This window comes from Stenotrophomonas sp. YJH_SMC_73 (assembly GCF_059370155.1).
Window position 1 is genome coordinate 224,962 of sequence record NZ_JCAFTJ010000002.1, and the last position, 22,281, is coordinate 247,242.

Genomic DNA, 22,281 nt, shown 5'->3' on the forward strand with positions numbered 1-22,281 from the left:
ACTGCCGATGGATCAATCGCTGATCAACCGCATTGTCGAGGGTGCCCTGCTGGCTTCCAGCCAGCCGCTCACCCTGGCCCAGCTGAAGGACCTGTTCCCGGAAGAGGAACCGGCACCGCCGGGCAGCATCGAACGTGCGCTGGAACGCCTGCGCGAGGCCTGCGAAGGCCGCGGCGTGGAACTGGTCGAGGTCGCCTCCGGCTTCCGCTACCAGGTCACCGGCGAAGTGCATGGCTGGATCAGCCGGCTGTGGACCGAACGCAAGACCCGCTACACCCGTGCCACCCTGGAAACCCTGGCGCTGATCGCCTACCGGCAGCCGATCACCCGCGGCGAGATCGAACAGGTGCGCGGCGTGGCGGTCAGCAGCAACATCATCCAGGCGCTGGAAGAACGCGAGTGGATCCGCGTGGTCGGCCACCGCGACGTGCCCGGCAAACCGGCGCTGTTCGGCACCACCAAGGGCTTCCTGGACTACTTCGGGCTGAAGCGGCTGGACGAACTGCCGCCGCTGTCGGAGCTGAAGGACCTGGGCGAGCTGGAACCGCAGCTTGCCCTGGACCGCGATGCGCCGGCCGTCGCCGGTGCCGAGGGTCCGGACATCTCGGCCGGCGCCGATGGCGCTGCCGCGAACGATGATGCCAGCCTGGCCGGCAGTGACACCCCCGATTCCGCCGATGCAGCCCCTGCGTCGGCCACCGATGAGCAAGCACCTTCGCCCCTCGATGATGGGCACCCCGATTCCGCGCCGGGCGAGCGCGCGGTGCCCCTGAACGAACGCGAAGACAACGCCGTCGCGATGACGACCGTGGCTGTTGACCAAGCCGATTCCGAACCAGAGGCCGACCTCGAAACCGTCGGCCGGAGCAAAACTGATGAGTGACACCCCCCGTAACAAGCTCTCGCTGAAGCGCGAAGCCACCTCCGAACAGTTCAAGCTGGAAGAACGCCTGCACAAGGTGCTCGCACAGGCCGGCCTCGGCTCGCGCCGCGCGCTGGAACAGCGCATCGCCGAAGGCCTGGTCAAGGTCAACGGTGAAGTCGCGCAGACCGGCATGTCGGTCAAGAGCGGCGACAAGATCGAACTGGATGGCCGCGGCTTCGTCGCCACCGCCCTGGCCGAGCCGTCGCGCGTGCTGGTCTACAACAAGCCGGAAGGCGAAGTGACCACCCGCGATGATCCGGAAGGCCGCCCGACCGTGTTCGAGTCGCTGCCGCCGCTGAAGGGCGCGCGCTGGATCGCCATCGGCCGCCTGGACATCAACACCACCGGCCTGCTGCTGGCCACCACCGACGGTGAGCTGGCCAACGCCATGATGCACCCGTCGTTCGAGGTCGAGCGCGAGTACGTGGTGCGCGTGCGTGCGCCGGAAGGCGAGGAAAAGGTCTCTGACGCCATCGTCGACCGCCTCACCCGTGGCGTCGCGCTGGAAGACGGCCCGGCCAAGTTCGATGAGATCGAACGCATCGGCGGCACCGATTCGCACGACTGGTTCCGCGTCGTGGTAAAGGAAGGCCGCAACCGCGAAGTGCGCCGGCTGTGGGAGTCGCAGGGCTGCCAGGTCAGCCGCCTGAAGCGCACCCGCTATGGCAAGGTGAGCCTGCCGCGCGAACTGGCCCGTGGCCATTCGGTGGAACTGGGCACCACGCAGGTTGAAGCCCTGCGCGCCCAGCTGAAGCTGGAAGAAGGCGCACCGTCGGCACTGACGCTGCAGCCGGTGATCGGCCAGCGCCGCGCGGCCAAGACCACCGTGCGCGTGCGCGAAGGTGGCCGTGGCAACGCCTACGTCAACGGCCACAACACCGCCGACGAAGGCCGCGAGCTGCGTCGTTTCGACAACGTCCGCGAAGACCGCGGCCGTGGTCGCGGCGGCAAGGGTGGCGGCTTCAAGGGCGGCCTGACGGTCAGCGGTGAAGCGGCAGCCAAGCAGTCGCAGAAGCCGTTCAAGCAGCGCGCCCAGAAGAATGATCGTTCGCTGCCGGAAGGCAATCCGGCCGCGTTCCGCACCTGGTACGTGCCGGATGGCGTGAGCACCGGCCCGAGCGGCCATCGCAACGCCGGCCCGGGCGCACGCGGCCCCGGTGCCCGTGGTCCGGGTGCAGGCGGCCAGGGCCGTCCGTACGGCAAGCCGAAGGGCCCGGGCGCAGGCGCCGGTGGCGGCCAGGGCCGTGGCGGTTTCGGTGGTGAAGGCCGTGGCGGCGCAGGTGGCCAGGGTCGTCCGGCCGGTGCGGGCAACCGCTCGCAGGGCCAGGGCAACAAGCACCCGTACGGTCACCCGGGCAACGCGCCGAGCTTCCCATCCGACCACGCCACGCCGGGCTTCAACCCGTATGGCAGCCCGAAGCCGGCACACGGCGCCCGTCCGGGCGGTCGCGGTCCGGGCGGTGGCAACCACCGTGGCCCGGGTGGTAACCGTGGTCCCGGTGGTCCGGGTGGCAACCGAGGCCCGGGCGGCCCCGGTGGCAACCGCGGTCCCGGCGGCCCGCGCCGCAGCGGCCCGCGCGGCGGCTGATCGGCAGCCACGTTGAAATGCAGAACCCCGGCTCCGGCCGGGGTTTTTCTTTGAAAAGGGGACGGAGGGGATTAAGTCGCTTTCGCCACGCTGTGCGTCGAAGGGCGAAAGCGACTTAATCCCCTCCGCCCCCTTTTGCGTGGCGCTGGAAAGCGGCGGGCGTGGTACCGGTCATGCTGCGGAAAAAGGCGATGAACGGACTCTCGGCGGAAAAACCAGTGTCCTGCGCAACGTGCCCGATGCGATGGCCAAGCAGCAGCAGCTCCATGGCGCGCATCAGGCGCCATTGCTGGCGCCAGGCCTGGTAGCCCATGCCGGTGTCGCGTTGCATCAACCGGCCGACCATGCGCACGCTCAGGCCCGCACGCGCAGCGAGCTCACCCAGTTCAGGCGGCAACTGCTCGGCCAGCGGCAGGCAGCGCGCGATGCGTGGATCGCGTGGCAGCGGCAGGTCCATCGGCGCCACCGGTGCGGCGGCGATCTCCAGCACGCACAACGCCAATTGATGGTGCGCGCGCGGCGCCCGCCAGTCATGGTCGAACGGCGCCTGCGCGATCGGTTCCAGCAATGCCTGCAGCAGGGGGCCGACGCCGATGATCGCCGGCTGCTGCGGCAGCCGTGCCGACAACGTGGCATCGAAATACAGCGAGCGGTAGTCCACGGCCTGGCGCATCTGTGCGCGATGGCGCAGGCCGCCGGGAATCCATGCCGCGCGCGAGGGCGGCAGCAGGCTGATGCGGTCGCCGAAGGTCAGCCGCGTGCAGCCCCGCCGGGTGTACAGCAACTGCGCGCGCGCGTGCTGGTGCCAACCCGAATCATGATCGGCCAGCGACGACGCGATGCCCAGCACCGGTGCGCTCCAGGCATCCGCATCGAAGTGCGCATCCGGTTGCAGCCACGCCATGTCCGATTTCATCCATTTCCTGGCCGGACCGACAGAGTGCGCCACTCCGCCGGCCACCACAATACGCGGCCCTGTTTGCGGAGCACCCGCATGTCGCGTCGCCTGTTGTTGCTCACCATCGCGCTGCTGATGTTCCCCCAGTTGGCGCAGACTCTGTACAGCCCGGCCCTGGCCGACCTCGCCGGGCGCTTCGCACTGCCCCCCGGCGCCGCCAGCCAGGCCATGAGCCTGTACCTGTTCGGTTTTGCCGCCGGTGTCCTGCTATGGGGACGGCTGGCCGACCATGTCGGTCGTCGCCCTGCCCTGCTCTGCGGCCTGGCCGTGTTCGTACTGGCCGCCTGCGGCGGCCTGCTGGCCAGCACGTTCGGCCAGGTCCTGCTGGCGCAGGCACTGGCCGCACTGGGTGCGGCGGCGGCCTCGGTGGTAACCCAGACCGTACTGCGCGACCACCTGAAGGGTCCGGCGTTGGCGCAGGCGTTCTCGTGGATCGGCATGGCGCTGGCCTTGAGCCCGGCGATCGGGCTGGCACTGGGTGTGCTGCTGGTGGACAGCCATGGCTATGCCGGCGTGCAGGCCGGCCTGCTGCTGATGGTCAGCCTGCTGCTGCTCGGATGCGCAACGGGCCTGCGCGAGAGCCGCCCTGCGGAAGTCGCGCACACGCCCCTGCTGCCACTGTTGTGGCAACTGCTGCGTGATCGCTGGATGTGGTCACAGGCGCTGCTGGTGATGGCGTTCAACGTGGCGATGTACAGCTGGTACGCGCTGGGCCCGTTCGTGTTTGAACGCCTGCACTGGCCGCTGGGCTGGTTCGGTGCCAGCGGCGCGCTGCTGGCGCTCGGCTCGGCGCTGGGTGCATGGGGCAATGCTCGCCTGCTGCGCGCAGGCGTTGCCTCCGCCACGCGCATCCGGCTCGCCGCAGGGCTGGTGCTGGCCGGTGGGCTGTTGGCTGCCTTGCTGCACAATCAGCCGGCACTGGTCGCGGCGATGGTGCCGGTGGTGGCCGGGTTCGGCCTGGCCATTCCCAATGTGCTGGGCCAGGCCCTGCGCGGATACCCGCACTGCCTGGGCAGCGCCGGCGCCCTGTTCGGCCTGCTCTACTACCTGTTGATCGGCGTGGCGATGGCCGTGGTCGGTGCACTGCAACTGCTGGCACCGACACTCATCGTGTGCGGCCTGCTTGCATTGTGGCTGCAGCGGCCGGCACGGCTCAGCGCCGGCTGATGGTGAAGGCGGCGCCGTCCACGCCCAGATCCCAGCCCTTGCCGGTGCCGGACAGGGCCAGCGAGATGTCGCCCTTGGTCATCACCTGCGCGTTGCTGGACTTCACGGCACCCGCATGCGCGCCAACCGAGGCGTAGGTGCCCAGCAGCTCGTTGACGCTGACCGCGCCGGTGAAGCTGCCACGGCCATTGGTGATCTTCGACTTGCCCACGGTCAGGCCGCCGCCCTTCACTTCGATACGCACCGGCAGGCTGGTGCCGTTGCTGCAGCTGACCGTGCCGTTGCCGGAAGCGGTCTTGTAGATCAGTGACCAGCCGGACAGGTTGTAGCGCAGCTGGCAATCGAGGTTGCCGGCGGCGTGCGCGGCCGGGGCCAGCGTAGCAGCGGACAGGGCCAGCAGCAGGGCGAAGGGCTTGTTCATGGCAGGACTTCCAGTTCGGTCGGACTGCCGGCGAATCTAGCAGCGCGCGCGTGCACGCTGGATGCAGGCGCGCGCGCTGCGTGGCAGGCATTCAGCCGCCGTCGTGCTGTTTCAGGCCTGCTCGTCCAGGTGGAAGGCATCAGCATCGAGCATCGCCGGGAAACGCGCGCGATGTGCAGCCAGTGCTTCGGCCGAAATGGTGGTGGTCACCACCTGTTCGCGTTCGCGGATCTCCACCTGCGGCTGGCCGAGGAAGTCGATCACCGCGCTGTCGCCGGCGTAGTGCAGCTGGTTGCCGTCCACGCCGACGCGGTTCACCGCCGCCACGAAGCACAGGTTCTCGATCGCACGCGCACGCAGCAGGGTCTTCCATGCATAGGCGCGCGCCGACGGCCAGTTGGCGACGAAGATCTGCAGGTCGAAATCCAGCTGCTGCGGGCGTTCGACGTTGTAGCGGTTGCGGCAGAACACCGGGAAACGCAGGTCGTAGCAGACCTGCGGATTGATCCGCCAGCCCTTCCATTCCACGCTCAGGCGCTCACGGCCGGCGGCATAGCGCTCGTGCTCACCGCCGTAACGGAACAGGTGGCGCTTGTCGTAGTACTGCAGGCCGCCCTCTGGCGTTGCGAACAGCAGGCGGTTGTAGACGCCGTCGCCCGCGCGCAGCTGCACGCTGCCGATCACTGCCGCGTTCAAGACCCTGGCCTGTTCGCGCACCCAGGCCACGGTCGGCCCGTCCATGCCTTCGGCCTGGGCGATGGCGTCGTTGGAGAAGCCACTGGTGAAGGTCTCCGGCAGGATCACCAGGTCGGTACTGCCGGCCAGCGGTGCCAGCAACGCACCGTAGTAGGCGCGGTTGCCGGCCGGGTCATGCCAGCGGGTGTCGCCCTGGACGAGGGAAATGCGCAGGTCCTGCATGTCCGTGTCTCCGCTCACAGCAGGCGCAGGCGTTCGATCGCCGCGTCCATGGTCGCTTCGTTCTTGGCAAAGCACAGGCGCACCAGGCGCTGGCCGGCCGGCGGAGTCTCATAGAACGGCGACAGCGGAATGGCGGTGACGCCCTTCTCGATGGTCAGCCACTTCACGAACTCATGGTCCGGCAGGTCGCTGATCGCCGAATAGTCGACCAGCTGGAAGTAGCCGCCCGGCACCGGCAGCGCCTTCAGGCGGGTACCGGCCAGCTGCTCGCGGAAGCGGTCGCGCTTGGCCTGGTAGAACGCGCCCAGTTCCAGGTGGTGTTCGGGTTCGTCGCGGATCATCGCGGCGAAGCCATGCTGCGCCGGGCCGAAGCTGGTGAAGGTGTTGTACTGGTGCACCTTGCGGAACTCGGCGGTCAGCGCCGGCGGGGCGATCGCATAGCCGATCTTCCAGCCGGTGCAGTGGTAGGTCTTGCCGAAGCTGGAGATGACGAACGCGCGCTCGCGCAGTTCCGGGTAGCGCAGCGCCGATTCATGGCGACGGCCGTCGTAGATGATGTGTTCGTACACCTCATCGGAGATCAGGTAGATCTGCGTGCCGCGCAGCAGTTCGGCCAGCGCCTGCATGTCCTGCGCCGACAGCATCGCGCCGGACGGATTGTGCGGGGTGTTGACGATCAGCATGCGGGTGCGCGGGGTGATCGCTGCGCGCACGCGGTCCCAATCGACCGCGAACGTCTGCGGATCCAGCGACACATGTACGGCCCTGGCACCGGCCAGGTCGATCGCCGGTTCGTAGCAGTCATACGCCGGGTCCAGCACGATCACTTCCTCGCCGGCACGCACCACGGCGTGGATGGCGTTGAAGATGGCCTCGGTGCCACCGCTGGTGACGGTGATCTCGCTGTCCGCATCGACCTGCGCGCCGTAGCAGTCCAGCACCTTCTGTGCGATGGCCTGGCGCAGCGGCGCCACGCCGGTCATCGGCGGGTACTGGTTCAGCCCGGCGGCCATCGCCCTGGCGGTCTCGTCGATCAGGCGCTGCGGCGCCGAAAAGTCCGGGAAACCCTGGCCCAGGTTGACCGCGCCGTGTTCGGCGGCGAGCTGGGACATCACGGTGAAGATCGTGGTACCGACCTTGGGCAGCTTGGTGGTGGGTTGCATCGGCCTGGGCTGTGGGGGAACAAGGGATCCGAGTTTACGCAATCCGCGCGTCGGTAGCGCCGGCCGCCGGCCGGCAACCTCGGCTGGCAGGTGGCGAAATTGCCGGCCAGCGGCCGGCACTACCCTGTGAATTCACCGCTACAATTGCCGCCGCACTCCGGCATGAAGACCTTTGCCCCTTGAACACCCCTGCATTGCTGGCTGCCAGCGGCCTGAGCTTCTCCCGCAATGACGAGCCGGTGTTCGGCCCGCTGGACTTCCATGTGGACGCCGGCGAAGCCCTGCTGGTGCAGGGCGGCAATGGCGCCGGCAAGACCACCCTGCTGCGCGTGCTGGCCGGCCTGGCCCGGCCCGGTGCCGGCCAGGTGCGGATCGACGGCAAGCCGGCCAGCAATGCCGAGCGCGCGCGCTATGTCGCCTACCTCAGCCACCTGCCAGCGCTGAAACCGGACCTCGGCACGCTGGAAAACCTGCATTTCCTGTGCGGCCTGCACGGACGGCGTGCGCGGCAGATGCCCGGCAACGCGCTGGCCATCGTCGGCCTGGCCGGTTATGAGGACACCCTAGTACGGCATCTGTCGGCCGGACAGAAGCGGCGGCTGGCACTGGCGCGCATCTGGCTGTCGCCGGCGCCGTTGTGGCTGCTGGACGAACCCTATGCCAACCTCGACCTGGAGGGCATCACCCTGGTCAACCGGATGATCTCGGCGCACCTGCGCGCCGGTGGCGCTGCGCTGGTCACCACCCACGGTGCCTATGCCGCACCGCCGGTGCGCACCCGCCAGCTCGACCTCGGCGGTGCCGCGTGATCGCGCCGGGCACCGAACCGGGCCTGTGGCAGACCGCAGGCGCCCTGCTCAGGCGCGACCTGCGCCTGCTCTGGCGCCGCCGCGGCGATGCGCTGCAACCGCTGCTGTTCGCGGTGCTGGTGGTGGTGCTGTTCGCCCTGGCCCAGGGCCGCGAACCACAGCTGTTGGCCGCCACCGCCGGTGCAGTGCTGTGGCTGGCCGTGCTGCTGGCCGGACAGCTGTCGCTGGATTCGCTGTTCCGCTCCGACGCCGAGGATGGCTCGCTGGAACAATGGCTGCTGGCGCCGGTGCCGCTGGCCTGGCTGGTGCTGGTGCGCGTGCTGCTGCATTGGGCCACCACTGCGCTGCCGCTGATCGTGGTCAGCCCGCTGCTGGCCGAAATGCTGCATCTGCCGCATGACCAGCTGCCGATGTTGCTGGCATCGTTGCTGCTGGGCACGCCGTTGCTGAGCCTGATCGGTGGCGTGGTCGCCGCGCTGACCGTAGGCATCCGACGCTCTGGTATTCTCGTGGCGCTGCTGTCGTTGCCGCTGTACGTGCCGGTGCTGGTGTTCGGCGCAGGCAGCCTGGCGGCAGCCGGACGCGGACAGGATCCGGTCGGTGCGCTGCTGATGCTGGGCGCCGGCCTGCTGGTCGCGCTGGTGCTGGCGCCGCTGGCCACTGCCGCTGCAATACGTATTTCTCTGAGTTGACCGAGCTGAGAGCCAATCCACCCCTGCTGGATAGCCGCCACGCATGAATCCGATTGTCCGCTGGTTCCACCAACTCGGTTCGCCCCCCACGTTCGACCGTTTCGCTGCCCGCTGGTCGCGGGTGTTCTACCTCGCGGCGGTGCCGGTGCTGCTGGTCGGCATGTGGCAGGCGCTGCTGGTGGTGCCACCGGAAGCCAAGCAGCTGGATAGCTTCCGCATCCTCTACATCCACGTACCCAGTGCCTGGATGAGCCTGTTCGTCTTCGCGCTGATGGCGTTGTATGCGGCCATCGCACTGGTCTGGCGGATCAAGGTCTGCGAGATCCTGGCCATGGCCTGCGCGCCGATGGGTGCCGGCTTCACCCTGATCACCCTGTTGACCGGCAGCATCTGGGGCAAGGGCACCTGGGGCACCTGGTGGGACTGGGACCCGCGCATGACCAGCGAGCTGGTGCTGCTGTTCCTGTACCTGGGCGTGATCGGCCTGTACCACGCCATCGAGGACCGCCGCAGCGCCGCACGTGCGGCCGGCCTGCTGGCCATCGTCGGTGTCAGCCTGCTGCCGGTGATCCGCTACTCGGTGGACTGGTGGGGCGGCCTGCACCAGCGCCAGTCGATCAACGTATTCGGTGAATCGGCGATCAGCAGCGCGATGATCGCGCCGCTGTGGTGGATGGTGATCGGCACCAAGTTCTGGTTCGCCGGTTCGGTGCTGGCCAAGGCCCGCGCCGACAATCTCGACCGCGAGGCCGGCAAGGCCTGGGTCGGCGGCCGCGTCGATGCCGGACGCCCGGCCCGGGAGGCCCAGCCATGACCCACCTGCCCTATGTGATCGGTGCCTACGCGGTGTTCGTGCTGGTGCTCGGCGCCGATGCCATCGGTTCGTGGCTGCGCCTGCGCGTGGCGCGCCGGCTGGCACTGGCCCGCCAGCAGCGCCAGCAGACCCGCGCCGGCAGGCAGGACGCAGCGGCGCCGTTGTCGACGGAGCTGGAACGATGACCCCGGTACAGCGCCGCCGCCTGGTGTGGGTGCTGCTGGCCCTGCTCGCCTCCGGCCTGGCCACCGCACTGGTGGCGATGGCACTGGAGCGCAACATCGCCTACCTGTACACGCCGTCGGAAGTGCTGCGCGGCGATGTCGATGCACAGTCGCGCTTCCGCCTCGGTGGCATGGTGGTGAAAGGTTCCTTCAACCGACCGGTCGGCTCGCTGGAGGCGCGCTTCGAGGTGACCGACGGCGACGCGCAGCTGGCGGTGACCACGTCGCGGATCCTGCCGGACATGTTCGCCGAAGGCACGGCGGTGGTCGCCAGCGGCCGCCTGCAGGACGGCACCTTCGTCGCCGACGAGGTGCTGGCCAAGCACGATGAGAAGTACGTGCCGAAGGAAGTGGCCGACAAGATGGGCGACGCCCATCGCAAGCACGACGTGCCGGTGTCGGCACCCGAGGTGCGCTGAGTGCTGCCCGAACTGGGTCAGATCCTGCTGCTGTGCGCGTTGCTGGCCTCGCTGCTGCAGGCTGGCCTGCCGCTGGTGGGTGCGCAGCGCAACAATACGGCGTGGATGGCGGTGGCACGACCTGCCGCGTTCGCGCAGCTGCTGCTGGTCGCCGGCGCGTTCGCGGTACTGACCGCCGCGTTCGTGCAGCAGGACTTCTCGGTGCGCTACGTGGCCGAGAACTCCAATTCGCTGCTGCCGATGGTCTACCGCTACTCGGCGGTCTGGGGCGCGCACGAGGGCTCGCTGCTGATGTGGGCGCTGGTGCTGGCGCTGTGGACCGGCGCGGTGGCGCTGTTCTCGCGGCACTTGCCCGCACCGGTGCAGGCGCGCGTGCTGGCGGTGATGGGCGTGGTCAGCGTCGGCTTCCTCGCCTTCCTGATCTTCACCTCCAACCCGTTCCTGCGCCTGAACCCGGCACCGCTGGAAGGCCGCGACCTCAATCCGCTGCTGCAGGACCCGGGGCTGATCATCCATCCGCCCATGCTGTACCTGGGCTATGTCGGCTTTGCGGTGCCGTTCGCCTTCGCGGTTGCCGCACTGCTGGAAGGCCGCGTCGACGCACGCTGGCTGCGCTGGACGCGGCCATGGACCAACGTCGCCTGGGGCTTTTTGACCCTGGGCATCGCGCTGGGCAGCTGGTGGGCCTATTACGAGCTAGGCTGGGGCGGCTGGTGGTTCTGGGACCCGGTGGAGAACGCCAGCTTCATGCCATGGCTGGTCGGTGCGGCATTGATCCATTCGCAGGCCGTCACTGAAAAGCGCGGCACCTTCGGCAGCTGGACCCTGCTGTTGGCGATCGCCGCCTTCGCGCTGTCGCTGCTGGGCACGTTCCTGGTGCGCTCCGGCGTACTGACCAGCGTGCACTCCTTCGCTGCCGATCCTTCGCGCGGCCTGTTCATCCTGGTCTTCCTGTCGGTGCTGGTCGGTGGCAGCCTGTTGCTGTACGCGCTGCGTGCCAGCCAGCTGAGCGTGGATGCCGAGGACCCACGCCGTGGCTTCACCGCCACCTCGCGCGAGACCCTGCTGCTGGCCAACAACCTGCTGCTGGCCACCGCCTGTGCGATGGTACTGCTCGGCACGCTGTACCCGCTGCTGGCCGATGCGCTGTCGCTGGGCAAGATCTCGGTCGGCCCGCCCTACTTCGGCAGCCTGTTCCTGCTGCTGATGGCGCCGATGATCCTGCTGCTGCCGTTCGGCCCGCTGGTGAAATGGCAGCGTGACCAGCCCTCGCGCGCCTTCGCGCTGCTGGCACCGTGGCTGGGCCTGGCGCTGCTGCTGGGCGCGCTGGCCTGGTGGCAGGCGCCGCAGAACGGGTGGAAGGCCGGCATCGGCGTGGCCGCTGCGGCCTGGGTCGCGCTCGGCACCGCACGCTTCGTCTGGCAGCGCCTGCGCGGCAATGGCCGCTTCACCGCCGAAATGCTCGGCATGATCGTCGCCCACGCCGGCATTGCCGTGTTCCTGGCCGGCGCGCTGCTGGTGGAGGCGCTGAACGTGCAGCGCGAAGTGGCGCTGGCACCAGGCCAGCAGCTGGTGGTCGGTCGCCACGAAGTGCGCTTCGAAGGCGTGGACCATCGCGAAGGCCCCAACTTCATCGCCGACCGCGGCCACCTGCGCGTGTTCCGCGACGGCCGCGAGCTGGCCCTGCTGCACCCGGAGAAGCGCCAGTACGCCAGCGGCGGCCAGGTGATGACCGAGGCCGGCATCGATGCACGCTTCAATGGTGACGTCTACGTGGCATTGGGCGAGCCGCTGGGCAACAATGCATGGGCGGTCCGGGTGCACATCAAGCCGTACGTGCGCTGGATCTGGCTGGGCGCGCTGTTGATGGCCCTGGGCGGATTCATCACCGCCGCCGATCGCCGTTTCCGTCGTCCGTAGGAGTTCCCATGTCCGAGTCCCCCACCCCGCGTCCCTCCCGCCCGCTGCCGCCGGTAGCCATCGTGATCGGCGTGCTGTTCTTCTTCGGCCTGCTCGGGCTGATGATCTACGGGGTGATGAAATCAGGCGATCCGCAGCGCGACGTACTGCCGTCGGCACTGATCGACAAACCGGCGCCGGCATTCGCGCTGCCGGTGCTGCACGACCCGGAAATGATCGTGCACAGCGACGACCTGCGCGGCGCGCCCTACCTGCTGAACGTGTGGGGCAGCTGGTGCGCGGCCTGCCGCGAAGAACACCCGGTGCTGACCCGCTTCGCGGAAAGCAAGCGTGTGCGCGTGATCGGCTACAACTGGAAGGACGACCCGACCGACGCGTTGCACTGGCTGGAACAGCTGGGCAACCCGTTCATGGTCGTGCTCAGCGATGTCGAGGGCCGTACCGCGATCGACTGGGGCGTGACCGCCGCACCGGAAACCTTCCTTGTCGATGGCAGCGGCATCGTGCGCTGGAAGTACAGCGGTGCGATGACCCAGCGCGTGGTCGACGAGAAGCTGATCCCGGCGCTGCAGAAGATCGAGAAGGCCCAGGGCAGTGCCGGCAACACCCTGCATACGGCGCCCTGAACCCATGCGCTGGCTGCTGGCGTTGCTGCTTCTGACGCTGCCGCTGGCCGCGCTGGCCCAGCAGCCGCTGCACCATCCGCAGTCGCTGCAGTTCCGCGATGACGCCGAGGAACGCCGCTTCCATGACTTGGCCGCGCAGCTGCGCTGCGTGCAGTGCCAGAACCAGTCGCTGGCCGATTCCAACGCGCAGATCGCCCAGGACCTGCGCCGCGAGGTGCTGCAGCTGATGCAGCAGGGCCACGACGACGCACAGATCAAGCAGTTCCTGGTCGCCCGCTACGGTGAGTTCGTGCTCTATCAACCACCGTTGCAGCCGGGCACCTGGCTGCTGTGGGGTGGCCCCCTGCTGGTGCTCGGCGCCGGTGCACTGGTGGTGCTGGGCATCGTCCGCCGACGTGGACGCACCGTCGGCGCGGCGCCGGCCGGCAAGGCCGATGAAGGAGACGAATGGTGAACCATTGGCTGCCGGTGCTGGCCGGTCTGGTTGCTGCGCTGATGGCAGCACTGGTGCTGTGGCCGTTGCGCCACCACGGCCGTCGCGGTTTCGTGGTCGGCGTGTTCGCACTGGGCGTGGCCGGTGCCTGCCTGTACTTGCTGATCGGTGATCCGCGTGCAGCACAGGTACAGCCGACGCCGTCGGCAGCCTCCCTGCGCGATGGCGTGCAGGCCCTGCAGGACGCACTGGAGCGCGACCCGCAGCGGGCTGATGGCTGGGCGCTGCTGGGCCGGTCGCAGGCCGAACTGGGCAACGCCGCAGCCGCGGCGGATGCCTTCGCGAGGGCCGCCGCATTGGCACCGGATGATCCGGGCGTGCTGGTGGAAGCCGCGCAGGCGCGCGCGCAGGCTGATGCCGGCAAGCAGTTCGATGACACCGCAATGGCCTGGTTGCAGCAGGCGCGCGCACAGGCTCCCGATGCCGAGCGCGCCAGCTGGCTGCTGGGCATCGCCCTGCGCCAGCGCGGAAAGAACGCCGAGGCCGCGGATGTGTGGAGCGGCCTGCTGCCACGACTGGAGCCGGGTGCCGCGCAGGCGCTGCAGGCACAGATCGCCCTCGCGCGCGAGGCCGCTGGCCAGGCGCCCGATGCTGGCGCTGCGGCGCCACCGGCGCTGCTGCAGGTGCGCGTGCAGCTGCCGGCACTGAAGAACGCCGAGTGGCCAGCCAGCACCCAGGTGTTCGTGCTGGCCCGTGCCGTCGGCGGCCCGCCGATGCCGGTGGCCGCTCGCAAGCTGCCGCTGAGCGGATTCCCGGACACGGTCGGGCTGGGCGACGGTGACAGCCCGATGCCGACCGCACCGCTGTCGGCCCATCGCGAAGTGGAAGTGGTGGCACGCATCTCGCGCAGCGGCAGCGCCAACCGCAGCGAGGACGACCTGCAGAGCGTTCCGGTGAAGGTAAGCCTGCCCCACGACGGTGTTGTGGAGCTGCGCTTCCCTTGACCTGTAGAGCCGAGCCCATGCTCGGCTGCCCGGCGCCGGCAACTCAACCGCAGCCGAGCATGGGCTCGGCTCTACAGTAGATCCACGCCATGCGTGGATGCGACGGTCCGGTCCGCGTCCATCCATCCATGGAAACCAGCGTGTCGCCAGCTCCACATGCGGCCCCGCTAGAATGCGTGCATGACCGAATTCATCCCGCCCGGCACCCGCTTCCACGCCCTGCCCTCGCCGTTCCCGTTCAAGCGCGGTGGCGCCCTGCATGGCGCACGCGTGGCCTACGAGACCTGGGGAACGCTGGCCGCTGACGCCAGCAATGCGATCCTGATCGTGACCGGCCTGTCGCCGGATGCGCATGCGGCGGCCAACGAGGCCAATCCGGCGCCGGGCTGGTGGGAAGCGATGGTTGGCCCCGGCAAACCCATCGATACCCGCCGCTGGTTCGTGGTCTGCGTGAATTCGCTGGGCAGCTGCAAGGGATCGACCGGCCCCGCCTCGATCAACCCGGCCAGCGCTGAGCCCTACCGCCTGGACTTCCCCGAGCTGTCGATCGAAGACGGCGCTCGCGCCGCGATCGAAGTCGTGCGTGCGCTGGGCATCGCGCAGCTGGCCTGCGTGGTCGGCAATTCCATGGGCGGGATGACCGCGCTGGCCGTGCTGATGCTGCACCCGGGCATCGCGCGCAGCCACGTCAACATTTCCGGCAGTGCGCAGGCGCTGCCGTTCTCGATCGCGATCCGCTCGCTGCAGCGCGAGGCGATCCGTCTCGACCCGCGCTGGAATGGCGGCCACTACGACGATGCCGAGTACCCCGAGTCCGGCATGCGCATGGCGCGCAAGCTGGGCGTGATCACCTACCGCTCGGCACTGGAATGGGATGGCCGCTTCGGCCGCGTGCGGCTGGATTCGGACCAGGCCGACGACGATCCGTTCGGGCTGGAATTCCAGGTGGAAAGCTATCTGGAAGGCCACGCACGGCGCTTCGTGCGCTTCTTCGATCCCAACTGCTACCTGTACCTGAGCCGCTCGATGGACTGGTTCGACCTGGCCGAGTACGCCGACGGCGACGTGCTGGCCGGGCTGGCGAAGATCCGGGTGGAGAAGGCACTGGCCATCGGCGCCAACACCGACATCCTGTTCCCGGTGCAGCAGCAGCAACAGGTCGCCGACGGCCTGCGTGCCGGCGGTGCCGATGCGCGCTTCATCGGGCTGGAATCGCCACAGGGCCATGATGCCTTCCTCGTCGATTTCGAGCGTTTCGGCCCAGCCGTGCGCGGCTTCCTCGACGCGCTGTAAGTGGCGTGGCGGCGTAACCTCGCGCTGGCCGCCTTCGGCGCGCTGACCGCCTTGATGATCAGCGGTGTGCTGCCGTTGTGGCTGGGTGGCTGGTGCCTGCTGGCCAGTGCGGTGTCGTTCGGCCTCTATGGCCATGACAAGCGCGCGGCGCAGCGAAAGCGATGGCGCATTCCCGAGCGCACCCTGCAGCTGCTGGCCTTCGCCGGAGGCTGGCCCGGCGCGCTGCTGGGCCAGGCGCTGTTCCGCCACAAGCATCGCAAAGCCGCATTCCAGTGGATGTTCTGGCTGTGCGTGCTGGCCAACGTGGCCTCGATCGCGGTGATGCTGCGCGAGTTCTCCCATTGACCGGCCTGTAGAGCCGAGCCCATGCTCGGCTGGCTTGCTTCCGGAGCCGAGCATGGGCTCGGCTCTACAGTAGATCCACGCCATGCGTGGATGTGCCGACCAAGGTCGGCATCTACCGAAGCACTTCGCGCTCCAACACCCCATCGCGCAACCGGTACTGCGCATCGACCACGCCTTCGGGCAGGTCGTCGTGGGTGATCATCAGCAGGCTGCGCCCGTCCAGCAACCCGGAAAGGTCCTGCAACAGCGCACGTGCGGTATCCACGTCCAGGCCTTCGGTGGGTTCGTCCAGCAGCAGGATCGGCGCATTGCGCAGCAGCGCGCGCGCCAGTGCCAACCGCCGCGCCTGGCCGGCCGACATCGTCGCACCGTTCTCGCCGACCCAGGCCTGCAGGCCACCGTTGTGCTCGGCCCAGTCGCCCAGGCGCACGCGACGCAGGACCGCCCACAACGCGGCATCACGGGCGTCGGAATCCCCCAGCCGCAGGTTCTCGGCCACGGTACCGGCAAACACCGGTGCGTTCTGCGGAAGCCAGGCCAGCTGGCGGTGCCACTCGGCCTGGGCGACGTCGCGCAGGTCGCGTCCGCCATAGGTGATTCGCCCCTGTTGCGGATCCCACAACCGCAGCAGCAGGCTGGACAGCGTGGTCTTGCCGCTGCCGCTGTCGCCACGGATCGCGATGCGTTCTCCCGGCGCCAGGGTCAGCTGCAGGCCGGACAACACCGGCCGCGCGGCACCTGGCCACTGGAAGTGCACGTCATCCCAATGCACGCGCGCCGCCTGGGGTACCGGCTGCGGCGTCTGCGGATCCTCCACCGTCGGCGGTTGTTCGACGATGGCCTGCAGGCGGTCAGCAGCAATGCGCCCGGACTGCAGCGACTGCCAGGCCAGGCCCATGCCGGCCCAAAGTTCGATCAGCGCCACGGTCAGGAAGACGAGGCCCGCGGCCATTTCCGGCGCGATGTGCTGCTGTTCGGCGGCGTGCAGGGCCAACGCCAGCATCGCCACCAGGCCCAGCCCCGCCACCAGGCCGTGCAGGGTCGAGGCCGCGATCAGGCGCCAACGCCGACGACGATCACGCGAGGCCAGCTGCTTGGCGGCCACGCGTACCTTCAGCTGCCAAGCCGCATCGGCATGCAGCGCGGCCAGGTCACCGGCCCCCTCCAGACCTTCGAATGCAGCGGTGCGCAACGCCGCGCGGTGCGCGGCACGATCGGCCTCTTCGTCGTCATGGCCACGCACGCCCAGCCACGGCACGCCGAAGGCGATCAGCAGCGCCAGCACCGCCAGCAGTACCGCCGCCGAGGGCAGGATCAGCGCTGCCGAGGCAACCGCCACCAGCGACAGCGCGCCCAGCGCCACCAGCGGCCCGATCGCACGCACCAGCAGCCCATCCACTTCGCCGATGTCCCCCAGCAGCCGCGCCAGCAGCTCGCCGGTGCGCGTGGCGCCCAATCGTGCCGGCGCCAGTGGCAGCGCGCGGCGGAAGAACCACACGCGCAGGTCGCGGGCAATGCGCAGCGTGGCATCGTGGCCGACCAGCTTTTCGAAGTAGCGCGACACGATGCGCGCCATGGTCAGGCCACGGATGCCGGCCGAGGGTGAGAAGAAATTGAAGCCCTGGCCGAGGCCGGCCGCACCGGCCAGCGCGGCCGCCGTGAGGAAACCACCGGACAGGCCCAGCAGCGCCGTGCCGGCCAGCATCGTGGTCCACAGCAGCAGCAGGGTCAGCAACAGGCGCGGCCGGTGGCGCAGGAATATCGCGCGCAGCGAATCAGGCGAACGGCTCATGCGCGCACCGCCTGTGCCGGCTCGACCAGGCGGCCTTCCGGCAACAGCAGGCAACGATCGGCCCAGGCGATCACCGCCGGGCTGTGGGTGGCGACCACTACGCTGCGCCCGCGCGCATACGCGGCCAGGCTGCGCAGCAGCGCCGCCTCGGTATCGGCATCGAGGAACGCGGTGGGTTCGTCCAGCAGCAGCACCTGCGGGTCACGCAGCAGCAGGCGGGCCAGGCCAATGCGGCGGGCTTCACCACCGGACAGGCCGAAGCCGCGTTCGCCGATCACCGTGTCCAGCCCCTGCGGCAGGCGCTGGGCAAACTGCAGGACCTGCGAAGCCTCGGCCACCGCGCGCAGGCGCGCATCGCTGGCTGCGGGATCGGCCAGGCGCAGATTGTCGGCGATGCTGCCATGGAACAGGTACGGTCGCTGGCTGGCATAGGCCACCTGCACGCCGGGGCGCAGCTGCAGCTTGCCGGCACGCGGCGGCAACCAACCGGCCAGCGCCTCCAGCAGCGTGCTTTTGCCGGATCCGCTGGGACCGACCAGGGCCAGGCGCTGGCCCGGCTCCAGCAGCAGGTCCAGATCCCGCAGCACATCCTGCGGCGCCCCCAACGGGCGCAGTACCAGTCCTTGCGCCTGCAGTGGCGGCAAGGCGGCCTCGGCCGGCTCCACCGCCAGCGGCGCAACCTCGTTCTCGATCAGGCCCTGCTCGTCCGGCAGCGACTGCAGCAGGCGCTCCACTTCGGCGGCGGCGGCCAGTGCATTGGCGCGATCATGGTAGTGCGCAGCCAGCCGTCGCAGCGGCGCATAGAACTCCGGCGCCAGCAGCAGGCAGAACAGGCCCGCACCCAGCGTCGGCACCGCTGCATGCAGCGACATCATGCCCAGATAGCTCAGGCCCAGGTACAGCGCCACCATCGCCACGCTCACCGAGGCGAAGAATTCCAGCACGGTGGACGACAGGAAGGCGATGCGCAGCACCTTCAGGGTGCGCACGCGCACGCCTTCGGCGGCGGCCTCGATGCCGGCCAGTTCGGCTTCGCCGCGGCCATACAGGCGCAGCAGGCCCAGGCCCTTGATGCGGTCGGCGAAATGGCCGCTCATGCGCGCCAGCTCGCCCAGCTGCGCGCGCCCGGCGGCTTCAGCACCCCAGCCCACCAGCATCATGAAGAACGGCACCAGCGGCGCGGTGAACAGCAGGATCAGCGCCACCACCCAGTCCACCCAGGCGACAGCGGCCAGGATCAGCAGCGGCACCACCACCACTTCGGTGCGCACCGGCAGGAAGCCGCTGTAATAGCTCTCGATCGCATCACCGTGATGCAGCATCAGTTCGCCCAGTTCACCGGTGCGGCGCTGCCGCAGCCAGAGCGGGCCCTGGCCCAGCAGGCGCGCGAACACGCGTTCGCGCAGTGCCAGCCGGGCGGCGTCGGCCACGTCACCGGCGGCGGCCTGGGTGGCGCTGCCCAGCAGGGTGCGCAGCACCAGGATCACCGCCAATCCCGCCAGCACCGGCAGGCCAGAGGCCAGCGGCACGCGCTCCACCAGCACCTGCTGCACCAGCCAGGCGATGGCGGCAGCCTGCCCGATCAACAGCGCGCCGGACAGGCTGATGCACAGCGCGGCCAGGCGCTGGCGGCCCCGGGCGGAGCGTGCCAGGTCGGCCAGCCAGGCCGTGCGCACACGCCGCTGGCGGGCGGTTTCAGCTTCCGGGGACAGGCCGTCAGGGGTCGTTTCGGCAGCGCTCAAGAGGTCTTCACGGGCAGCGGGGGAGACACGGCATTGTAGGCGCAGGCAATAGCCCGCCCCTGCGGCCGGCGGTCGCAGTCTTCATCAGGTTGGCATACGATCAACCGGGGCACCTGTTCATACATTGATCTGGATCAAGGCTGTTTGAAGTAGTCGGTCACATCATTCACGTCGTAGACCACCCTTCCCGCCACCTGCAACGGCACTATCCAACGAGGTAGCCAGGCCATGATTGATCAGACAGTCGTAGAACTGTCGCGGCTGCAATTCGCGCTGACCGCGATGTACCACTTCCTATTCGTACCGCTCACCCTCGGCCTGTCCTTCATGGTGGCCATCATGGAGAGCGTGTACGTGATGACCGGCAAGGAGATCTGGCGCAGGATGACCCTGTTCTGGGGCGTCCTGTTCGGCATCAACTTCGCCATGGGCGTTGCCACCGGCATCGTCATGGAATTCCAGTTCGGCATGAACTGGTCCTACTACAGCCACTACGTGGGTGACATCTTCGGTGCGCCACTGGCGATCGAAGGCCTGATGGCGTTCTTCCTGGAAGCGACCTTCGTCGGCCTGTTCTTCTTCGGCTGGAACCGCCTGAGCAAGGTCAAGCACCTGATGGTGACCTGGCTGATGGCGCTGGGGACCAACCTGTCGGCGATCTGGATCCTGGTGGCCAATGGCTGGATGCAGAACCCGACCGGTGCGGTGTTCAACCCGGAAACCATGCGCATGGAAGTGGTCGACTTCATGGCGGTGGTGTTCAACCCGGTGGCGCAGGCCAAGTTCGTGCACACCGTCAGCGCCGGCTACGTGACCGGTGCGGTGTTCGTGATGGCGATCAGCGCCCTGTTCCTGCTGCGCAACAAGCATAAGGACCTGGCCCGTCGTTCGTTTGCGGTGGCCGCGGCGTTCGGCCTGCTGTCATCGCTGTCGGTGGTCGTGCTGGGTGACGAGAGCGGTTACGCCGCCAGCGAACACCAGAAGATGAAGCTGGCCGCGATCGAGGCGATGTGGGAGACCGAGCGTGCGCCGGCCGACTTCACCGCCTTCGGCATCCCCAACCAGGAGACTCACCAGAACGACTACGCGGTGAAGATCCCCTACCTGATGGGCCTGATCGCCACCCGCTCGTTGAACCAGCCGATTCCCGGCATCCTGGAACTGGTCGAGCGCGCCGAACACCGCGTGCGTGGCGGCCAGCTGGCCTACGGTGCATTGGAACGCCTGCGCGCCAACAAGAACGACGTTGAAGCGCGCGAGATGTTCGACCGCCACTGGCAGGACCTGGGCCACGGCCTGCTGCTCAAGCGCTATCGCGATGACATCCTCAACGCCACCCCGCAGGAGATCTCGCAGGCGGCGATGGACACGGTGCCGCGCGTGATGCCGTTGTTCTGGACCTTCCGCGTGATGGCCGGCCTGGGCTTCTACCTGATCGCCTTCTTCGCGCTGGCCTTCTACTACTCCTGCCGCAACAACTTCCAGGACAAGCGCTGGTTCCTCAAGCTGGCCCTGTGGACGCTGCCGGCACCGTGGATCGCGATCGAGTGCGGCTGGTTCGTGGCCGAGTATGGTCGCCAGCCGTGGGCGGTCGATGGCGTGCTGCCGACCTTCTATGCGGCGTCGGGCCTGGCCCTGCATGAAATCGTGCTGACCCTGGCCGGCTTCACTGCCATCTACACCGCGCTGATCGTGGTCGAGATCAAGCTGATGCTCAAGGCGATCCGCAAGGGTCCGGACGAGGTGCTGCCGTCGCTGCAGTCGCCCCAGCCGCATGCTTCCCACAATGCCTCGGCGCCGGCCGCCGGCCAGGCCTGAGGCAGGAGAACCAAGATGGATTTCATTCTTCTGGACTACACCACGCTGCGCGTGATCTGGTGGCTGCTGCTCGGCATCCTGCTGATCGGTTTCGCCGTGATGGATGGTTTCGACCTGGGCGTGGGCACCCTGCTGCCCTTCGTCGCCCGCAACGACGCCGAGCGCCGGCTGGTGATCAATACCATTGGTCCGGTCTGGGAAGGCAACCAGGTGTGGCTGATCCTGGGCGGCGGCGCGATCTTCGCCGCCTGGCCGCCGCTCTACGCGGTCAGCTTCTCCGGGTTCTACCTGGCGATGTTCGTGATCCTGTTCGCCCTGATCCTGCGTCCGGTCGGCTTCAAGTTCCGCAGCAAGATGCCCAGCGAGCGCTGGCGCAACACCTGGGACTGGGCGCTGTTCATCGGTGGCTTCATACCGGCGCTGATCATGGGCGTGGCGGTGGGCAACGTGGTGCTGGGCGTGCCGTTCCACTTCGATGACAGCATGCGCATCTTCTACACCGGCTCGTTCTTCGGCCTGCTGATGCCCTTCGCACTGCTGGCCGGCCTGCTCAGCGTGTCGATGCTGGTCGCCCACGGTGCCGCCATGCTGGTGCTGAAGACCGACGGCCCGGTGGCCGAGCGTGCGGCCCGCTTCGGCAGCATCGCCGCGATCATCGCTTTCGTGCTCTTTGCGGTCGGCGGCGCCTGGGTGGCCTTCGGCCTGCCGGGTTACCAGATCACTTCGCAGGTGGTCACCGACGGCGCCACCAATCCGCTGCTGAAGACCGCCGAACTCGGCGCCGCCGGTGGCTGGATGCGCAACTACAGCACGATGCCGGCCACGATCCTGGCCCCGCTGCTCGGCCTGGCCGGCCTGCTCGCCAGTGCGGTGCTGCTGCGTGCCCGCCGCGGCGGCCTGGCCTTCATTGCCTCCGGTGCGGCCATCGCCGGCATCATCCTGACCGTCGGCTTCGCCATCTTCCCGTTCCTGCTGCCGTCCTCGAGCCAGCCCACCTCCAGCCTGACCGTGTGGGATGCCTCGTCCAGCCACCTGACCCTGTGGATCATGCTGCTGGCCACGGCGGTGTTCCTGCCGATCATCCTCGCCTACACCACCTGGGTGTACCGCGTGCTGAAGGGCAAGACCACCACCGAAGAGATGGGCAACAACCCGAACGCGTATTGATTGCTTGCACGTGTGCCGACCAACGGTCGGCACCTACCCGGAA

Annotated in this window: 22 protein-coding genes; 16 read left to right on the plus strand and 6 right to left on the minus strand. The window is 68.6% G+C overall.

Features of this window, described 5'->3' with window-relative positions; translation table 11 throughout:
* Window positions 1-7 precede the first annotated feature (7 nt).
* Window positions 8-883, plus strand: coding sequence for an SMC-Scp complex subunit ScpB (scpB, locus tag AC5P8R_RS04255; protein ID WP_014647755.1), 876 nt, complete (start codon window positions 8-10; stop codon window positions 881-883).
* Window positions 876-2,513, plus strand: coding sequence for a pseudouridine synthase (locus AC5P8R_RS04260; protein WP_053495348.1), 1,638 nt, complete (start codon window positions 876-878; stop codon window positions 2,511-2,513). The genes scpB and AC5P8R_RS04260 overlap by 8 nt, the downstream gene beginning before the upstream one ends.
* A 115-nt stretch (window positions 2,514-2,628) precedes the next feature.
* Here AC5P8R_RS04260 and AC5P8R_RS04265 read toward each other — a convergent pair whose 3' ends face one another.
* Window positions 2,629-3,417 (minus strand): AraC family transcriptional regulator, encoded by a 789-nt coding sequence (locus tag AC5P8R_RS04265; RefSeq protein ID WP_495223025.1) that lies wholly within the window; start codon window positions 3,415-3,417, stop codon window positions 2,629-2,631.
* Window positions 3,418-3,507: 90 nt separating this feature from the next.
* Between AC5P8R_RS04265 and AC5P8R_RS04270 the strand changes: the two genes are divergently transcribed.
* Window positions 3,508-4,638, plus strand: a complete 1,131-nt coding sequence (locus tag AC5P8R_RS04270; RefSeq protein ID WP_495223026.1) for an MFS transporter — start codon at window positions 3,508-3,510, stop codon at window positions 4,636-4,638.
* On the opposite strand, the gene AC5P8R_RS04275 is transcribed toward AC5P8R_RS04270, so the two are convergent.
* The 3 genes from AC5P8R_RS04275 to AC5P8R_RS04285 all read right to left on the minus strand — a co-directional run bounded on the left by AC5P8R_RS04275 (window position 4,625) and on the right by AC5P8R_RS04285 (window position 7,140).
* The gene (locus tag AC5P8R_RS04275; protein WP_014037831.1) at window positions 4,625-5,059 is read right to left on the minus strand and encodes a hypothetical protein; all 435 of its coding nucleotides are present in this window, start codon (window positions 5,057-5,059) and stop codon (window positions 4,625-4,627) included. The two genes, AC5P8R_RS04270 and AC5P8R_RS04275, sit on opposite strands and share 14 nt — an antisense overlap.
* A 111-nt stretch (window positions 5,060-5,170) precedes the next feature.
* A complete protein-coding gene (locus tag AC5P8R_RS04280; protein WP_495223027.1) occupies window positions 5,171-5,977 on the minus strand; it encodes an amidohydrolase in 807 nt (268 codons plus the stop codon).
* A gap of 14 nt (window positions 5,978-5,991) precedes the next feature.
* Window positions 5,992-7,140: a pyridoxal phosphate-dependent aminotransferase gene (locus AC5P8R_RS04285; protein WP_032960092.1), complete on the minus strand. Its 1,149-nt coding sequence runs from the start codon at window positions 7,138-7,140 to the stop codon at window positions 5,992-5,994.
* A gap of 179 nt (window positions 7,141-7,319) precedes the next feature.
* Between AC5P8R_RS04285 and ccmA the strand changes: the two genes are divergently transcribed.
* From ccmA to AC5P8R_RS04340, 11 genes are all read left to right on the plus strand, one after another.
* Window positions 7,320-7,949: a heme ABC exporter ATP-binding protein CcmA gene (ccmA, locus tag AC5P8R_RS04290; protein WP_014037834.1), complete on the plus strand. Its 630-nt coding sequence runs from the start codon at window positions 7,320-7,322 to the stop codon at window positions 7,947-7,949.
* Window positions 7,946-8,641 carry a heme exporter protein CcmB gene (ccmB, locus tag AC5P8R_RS04295; protein ID WP_014647762.1) on the plus strand — a complete coding sequence of 232 codons (696 nt, stop codon included), beginning with the start codon at window positions 7,946-7,948 and terminating at the stop codon, window positions 8,639-8,641. The genes ccmA and ccmB overlap by 4 nt, the downstream gene beginning before the upstream one ends.
* Window positions 8,642-8,684: 43 nt before the next feature.
* Window positions 8,685-9,455 (plus strand): heme ABC transporter permease CcmC, encoded by a 771-nt coding sequence (gene ccmC, locus AC5P8R_RS04300; protein ID WP_032960090.1) that lies wholly within the window; start codon window positions 8,685-8,687, stop codon window positions 9,453-9,455.
* Window positions 9,452-9,640, plus strand: a complete 189-nt coding sequence (ccmD, locus tag AC5P8R_RS04305) for a heme exporter protein CcmD (protein WP_005410342.1) — start codon at window positions 9,452-9,454, stop codon at window positions 9,638-9,640. Before ccmC ends, ccmD begins: the two co-directional genes overlap by 4 nt.
* Window positions 9,637-10,098, plus strand: coding sequence for a cytochrome c maturation protein CcmE (gene ccmE / locus AC5P8R_RS04310; RefSeq protein ID WP_262087995.1), 462 nt, complete (start codon window positions 9,637-9,639; stop codon window positions 10,096-10,098). Before ccmD ends, ccmE begins: the two co-directional genes overlap by 4 nt.
* On the plus strand, window positions 10,099-12,018 hold the full coding sequence (locus AC5P8R_RS04315; protein WP_180834975.1) for a heme lyase CcmF/NrfE family subunit: 1,920 nt from the start codon (window positions 10,099-10,101) through the stop codon (window positions 12,016-12,018).
* 8 nt (window positions 12,019-12,026) lie between these two features.
* On the plus strand, window positions 12,027-12,644 hold the full coding sequence (locus tag AC5P8R_RS04320; protein WP_014647766.1) for a DsbE family thiol:disulfide interchange protein: 618 nt from the start codon (window positions 12,027-12,029) through the stop codon (window positions 12,642-12,644).
* Window positions 12,645-12,648: 4 nt separating this feature from the next.
* Window positions 12,649-13,098 (plus strand): cytochrome c-type biogenesis protein, encoded by a 450-nt coding sequence (locus tag AC5P8R_RS04325; protein WP_495223028.1) that lies wholly within the window; start codon window positions 12,649-12,651, stop codon window positions 13,096-13,098.
* Window positions 13,092-14,081 (plus strand): tetratricopeptide repeat protein, encoded by a 990-nt coding sequence (locus tag AC5P8R_RS04330; protein WP_014647768.1) that lies wholly within the window; start codon window positions 13,092-13,094, stop codon window positions 14,079-14,081. The genes AC5P8R_RS04325 and AC5P8R_RS04330 overlap by 7 nt, the downstream gene beginning before the upstream one ends.
* 180 nt (window positions 14,082-14,261) lie before the next feature.
* Window positions 14,262-15,374: a homoserine O-acetyltransferase MetX gene (gene metX, locus AC5P8R_RS04335; protein ID WP_014647769.1), complete on the plus strand. Its 1,113-nt coding sequence runs from the start codon at window positions 14,262-14,264 to the stop codon at window positions 15,372-15,374.
* Window positions 15,375-15,719 (plus strand): DUF1294 domain-containing protein, encoded by a 345-nt coding sequence (locus AC5P8R_RS04340; protein ID WP_180834973.1) that lies wholly within the window; start codon window positions 15,375-15,377, stop codon window positions 15,717-15,719.
* Window positions 15,720-15,831: 112 nt separating this feature from the next.
* Here the strand turns inward: AC5P8R_RS04340 and cydC are convergent, their stop codons facing one another.
* Entirely contained in the window at window positions 15,832-17,511 is a 1,680-nt protein-coding gene (gene cydC / locus AC5P8R_RS04345) for a thiol reductant ABC exporter subunit CydC (RefSeq protein WP_014647771.1), read from the minus strand.
* Window positions 17,508-19,253, minus strand: a complete 1,746-nt coding sequence (gene cydD, locus AC5P8R_RS04350) for a thiol reductant ABC exporter subunit CydD (protein ID WP_014647772.1) — start codon at window positions 19,251-19,253, stop codon at window positions 17,508-17,510. Before cydD ends, cydC begins: the two co-directional genes overlap by 4 nt.
* 228 nt (window positions 19,254-19,481) lie before the next feature.
* Here cydD and AC5P8R_RS04355 point away from each other — a divergent pair, with 228 nt between their 5' ends.
* Both AC5P8R_RS04355 and cydB read left to right on the plus strand, forming a co-directional pair.
* On the plus strand, window positions 19,482-21,071 hold the full coding sequence (locus AC5P8R_RS04355; RefSeq protein WP_005410352.1) for a cytochrome ubiquinol oxidase subunit I: 1,590 nt from the start codon (window positions 19,482-19,484) through the stop codon (window positions 21,069-21,071).
* 15 nt (window positions 21,072-21,086) lie between these two features.
* Window positions 21,087-22,238 carry a cytochrome d ubiquinol oxidase subunit II gene (gene cydB, locus AC5P8R_RS04360; RefSeq protein WP_014647773.1) on the plus strand — a complete coding sequence of 384 codons (1,152 nt, stop codon included), beginning with the start codon at window positions 21,087-21,089 and terminating at the stop codon, window positions 22,236-22,238.
* The last annotated feature ends 43 nt before the right edge of the window (window positions 22,239-22,281 follow it).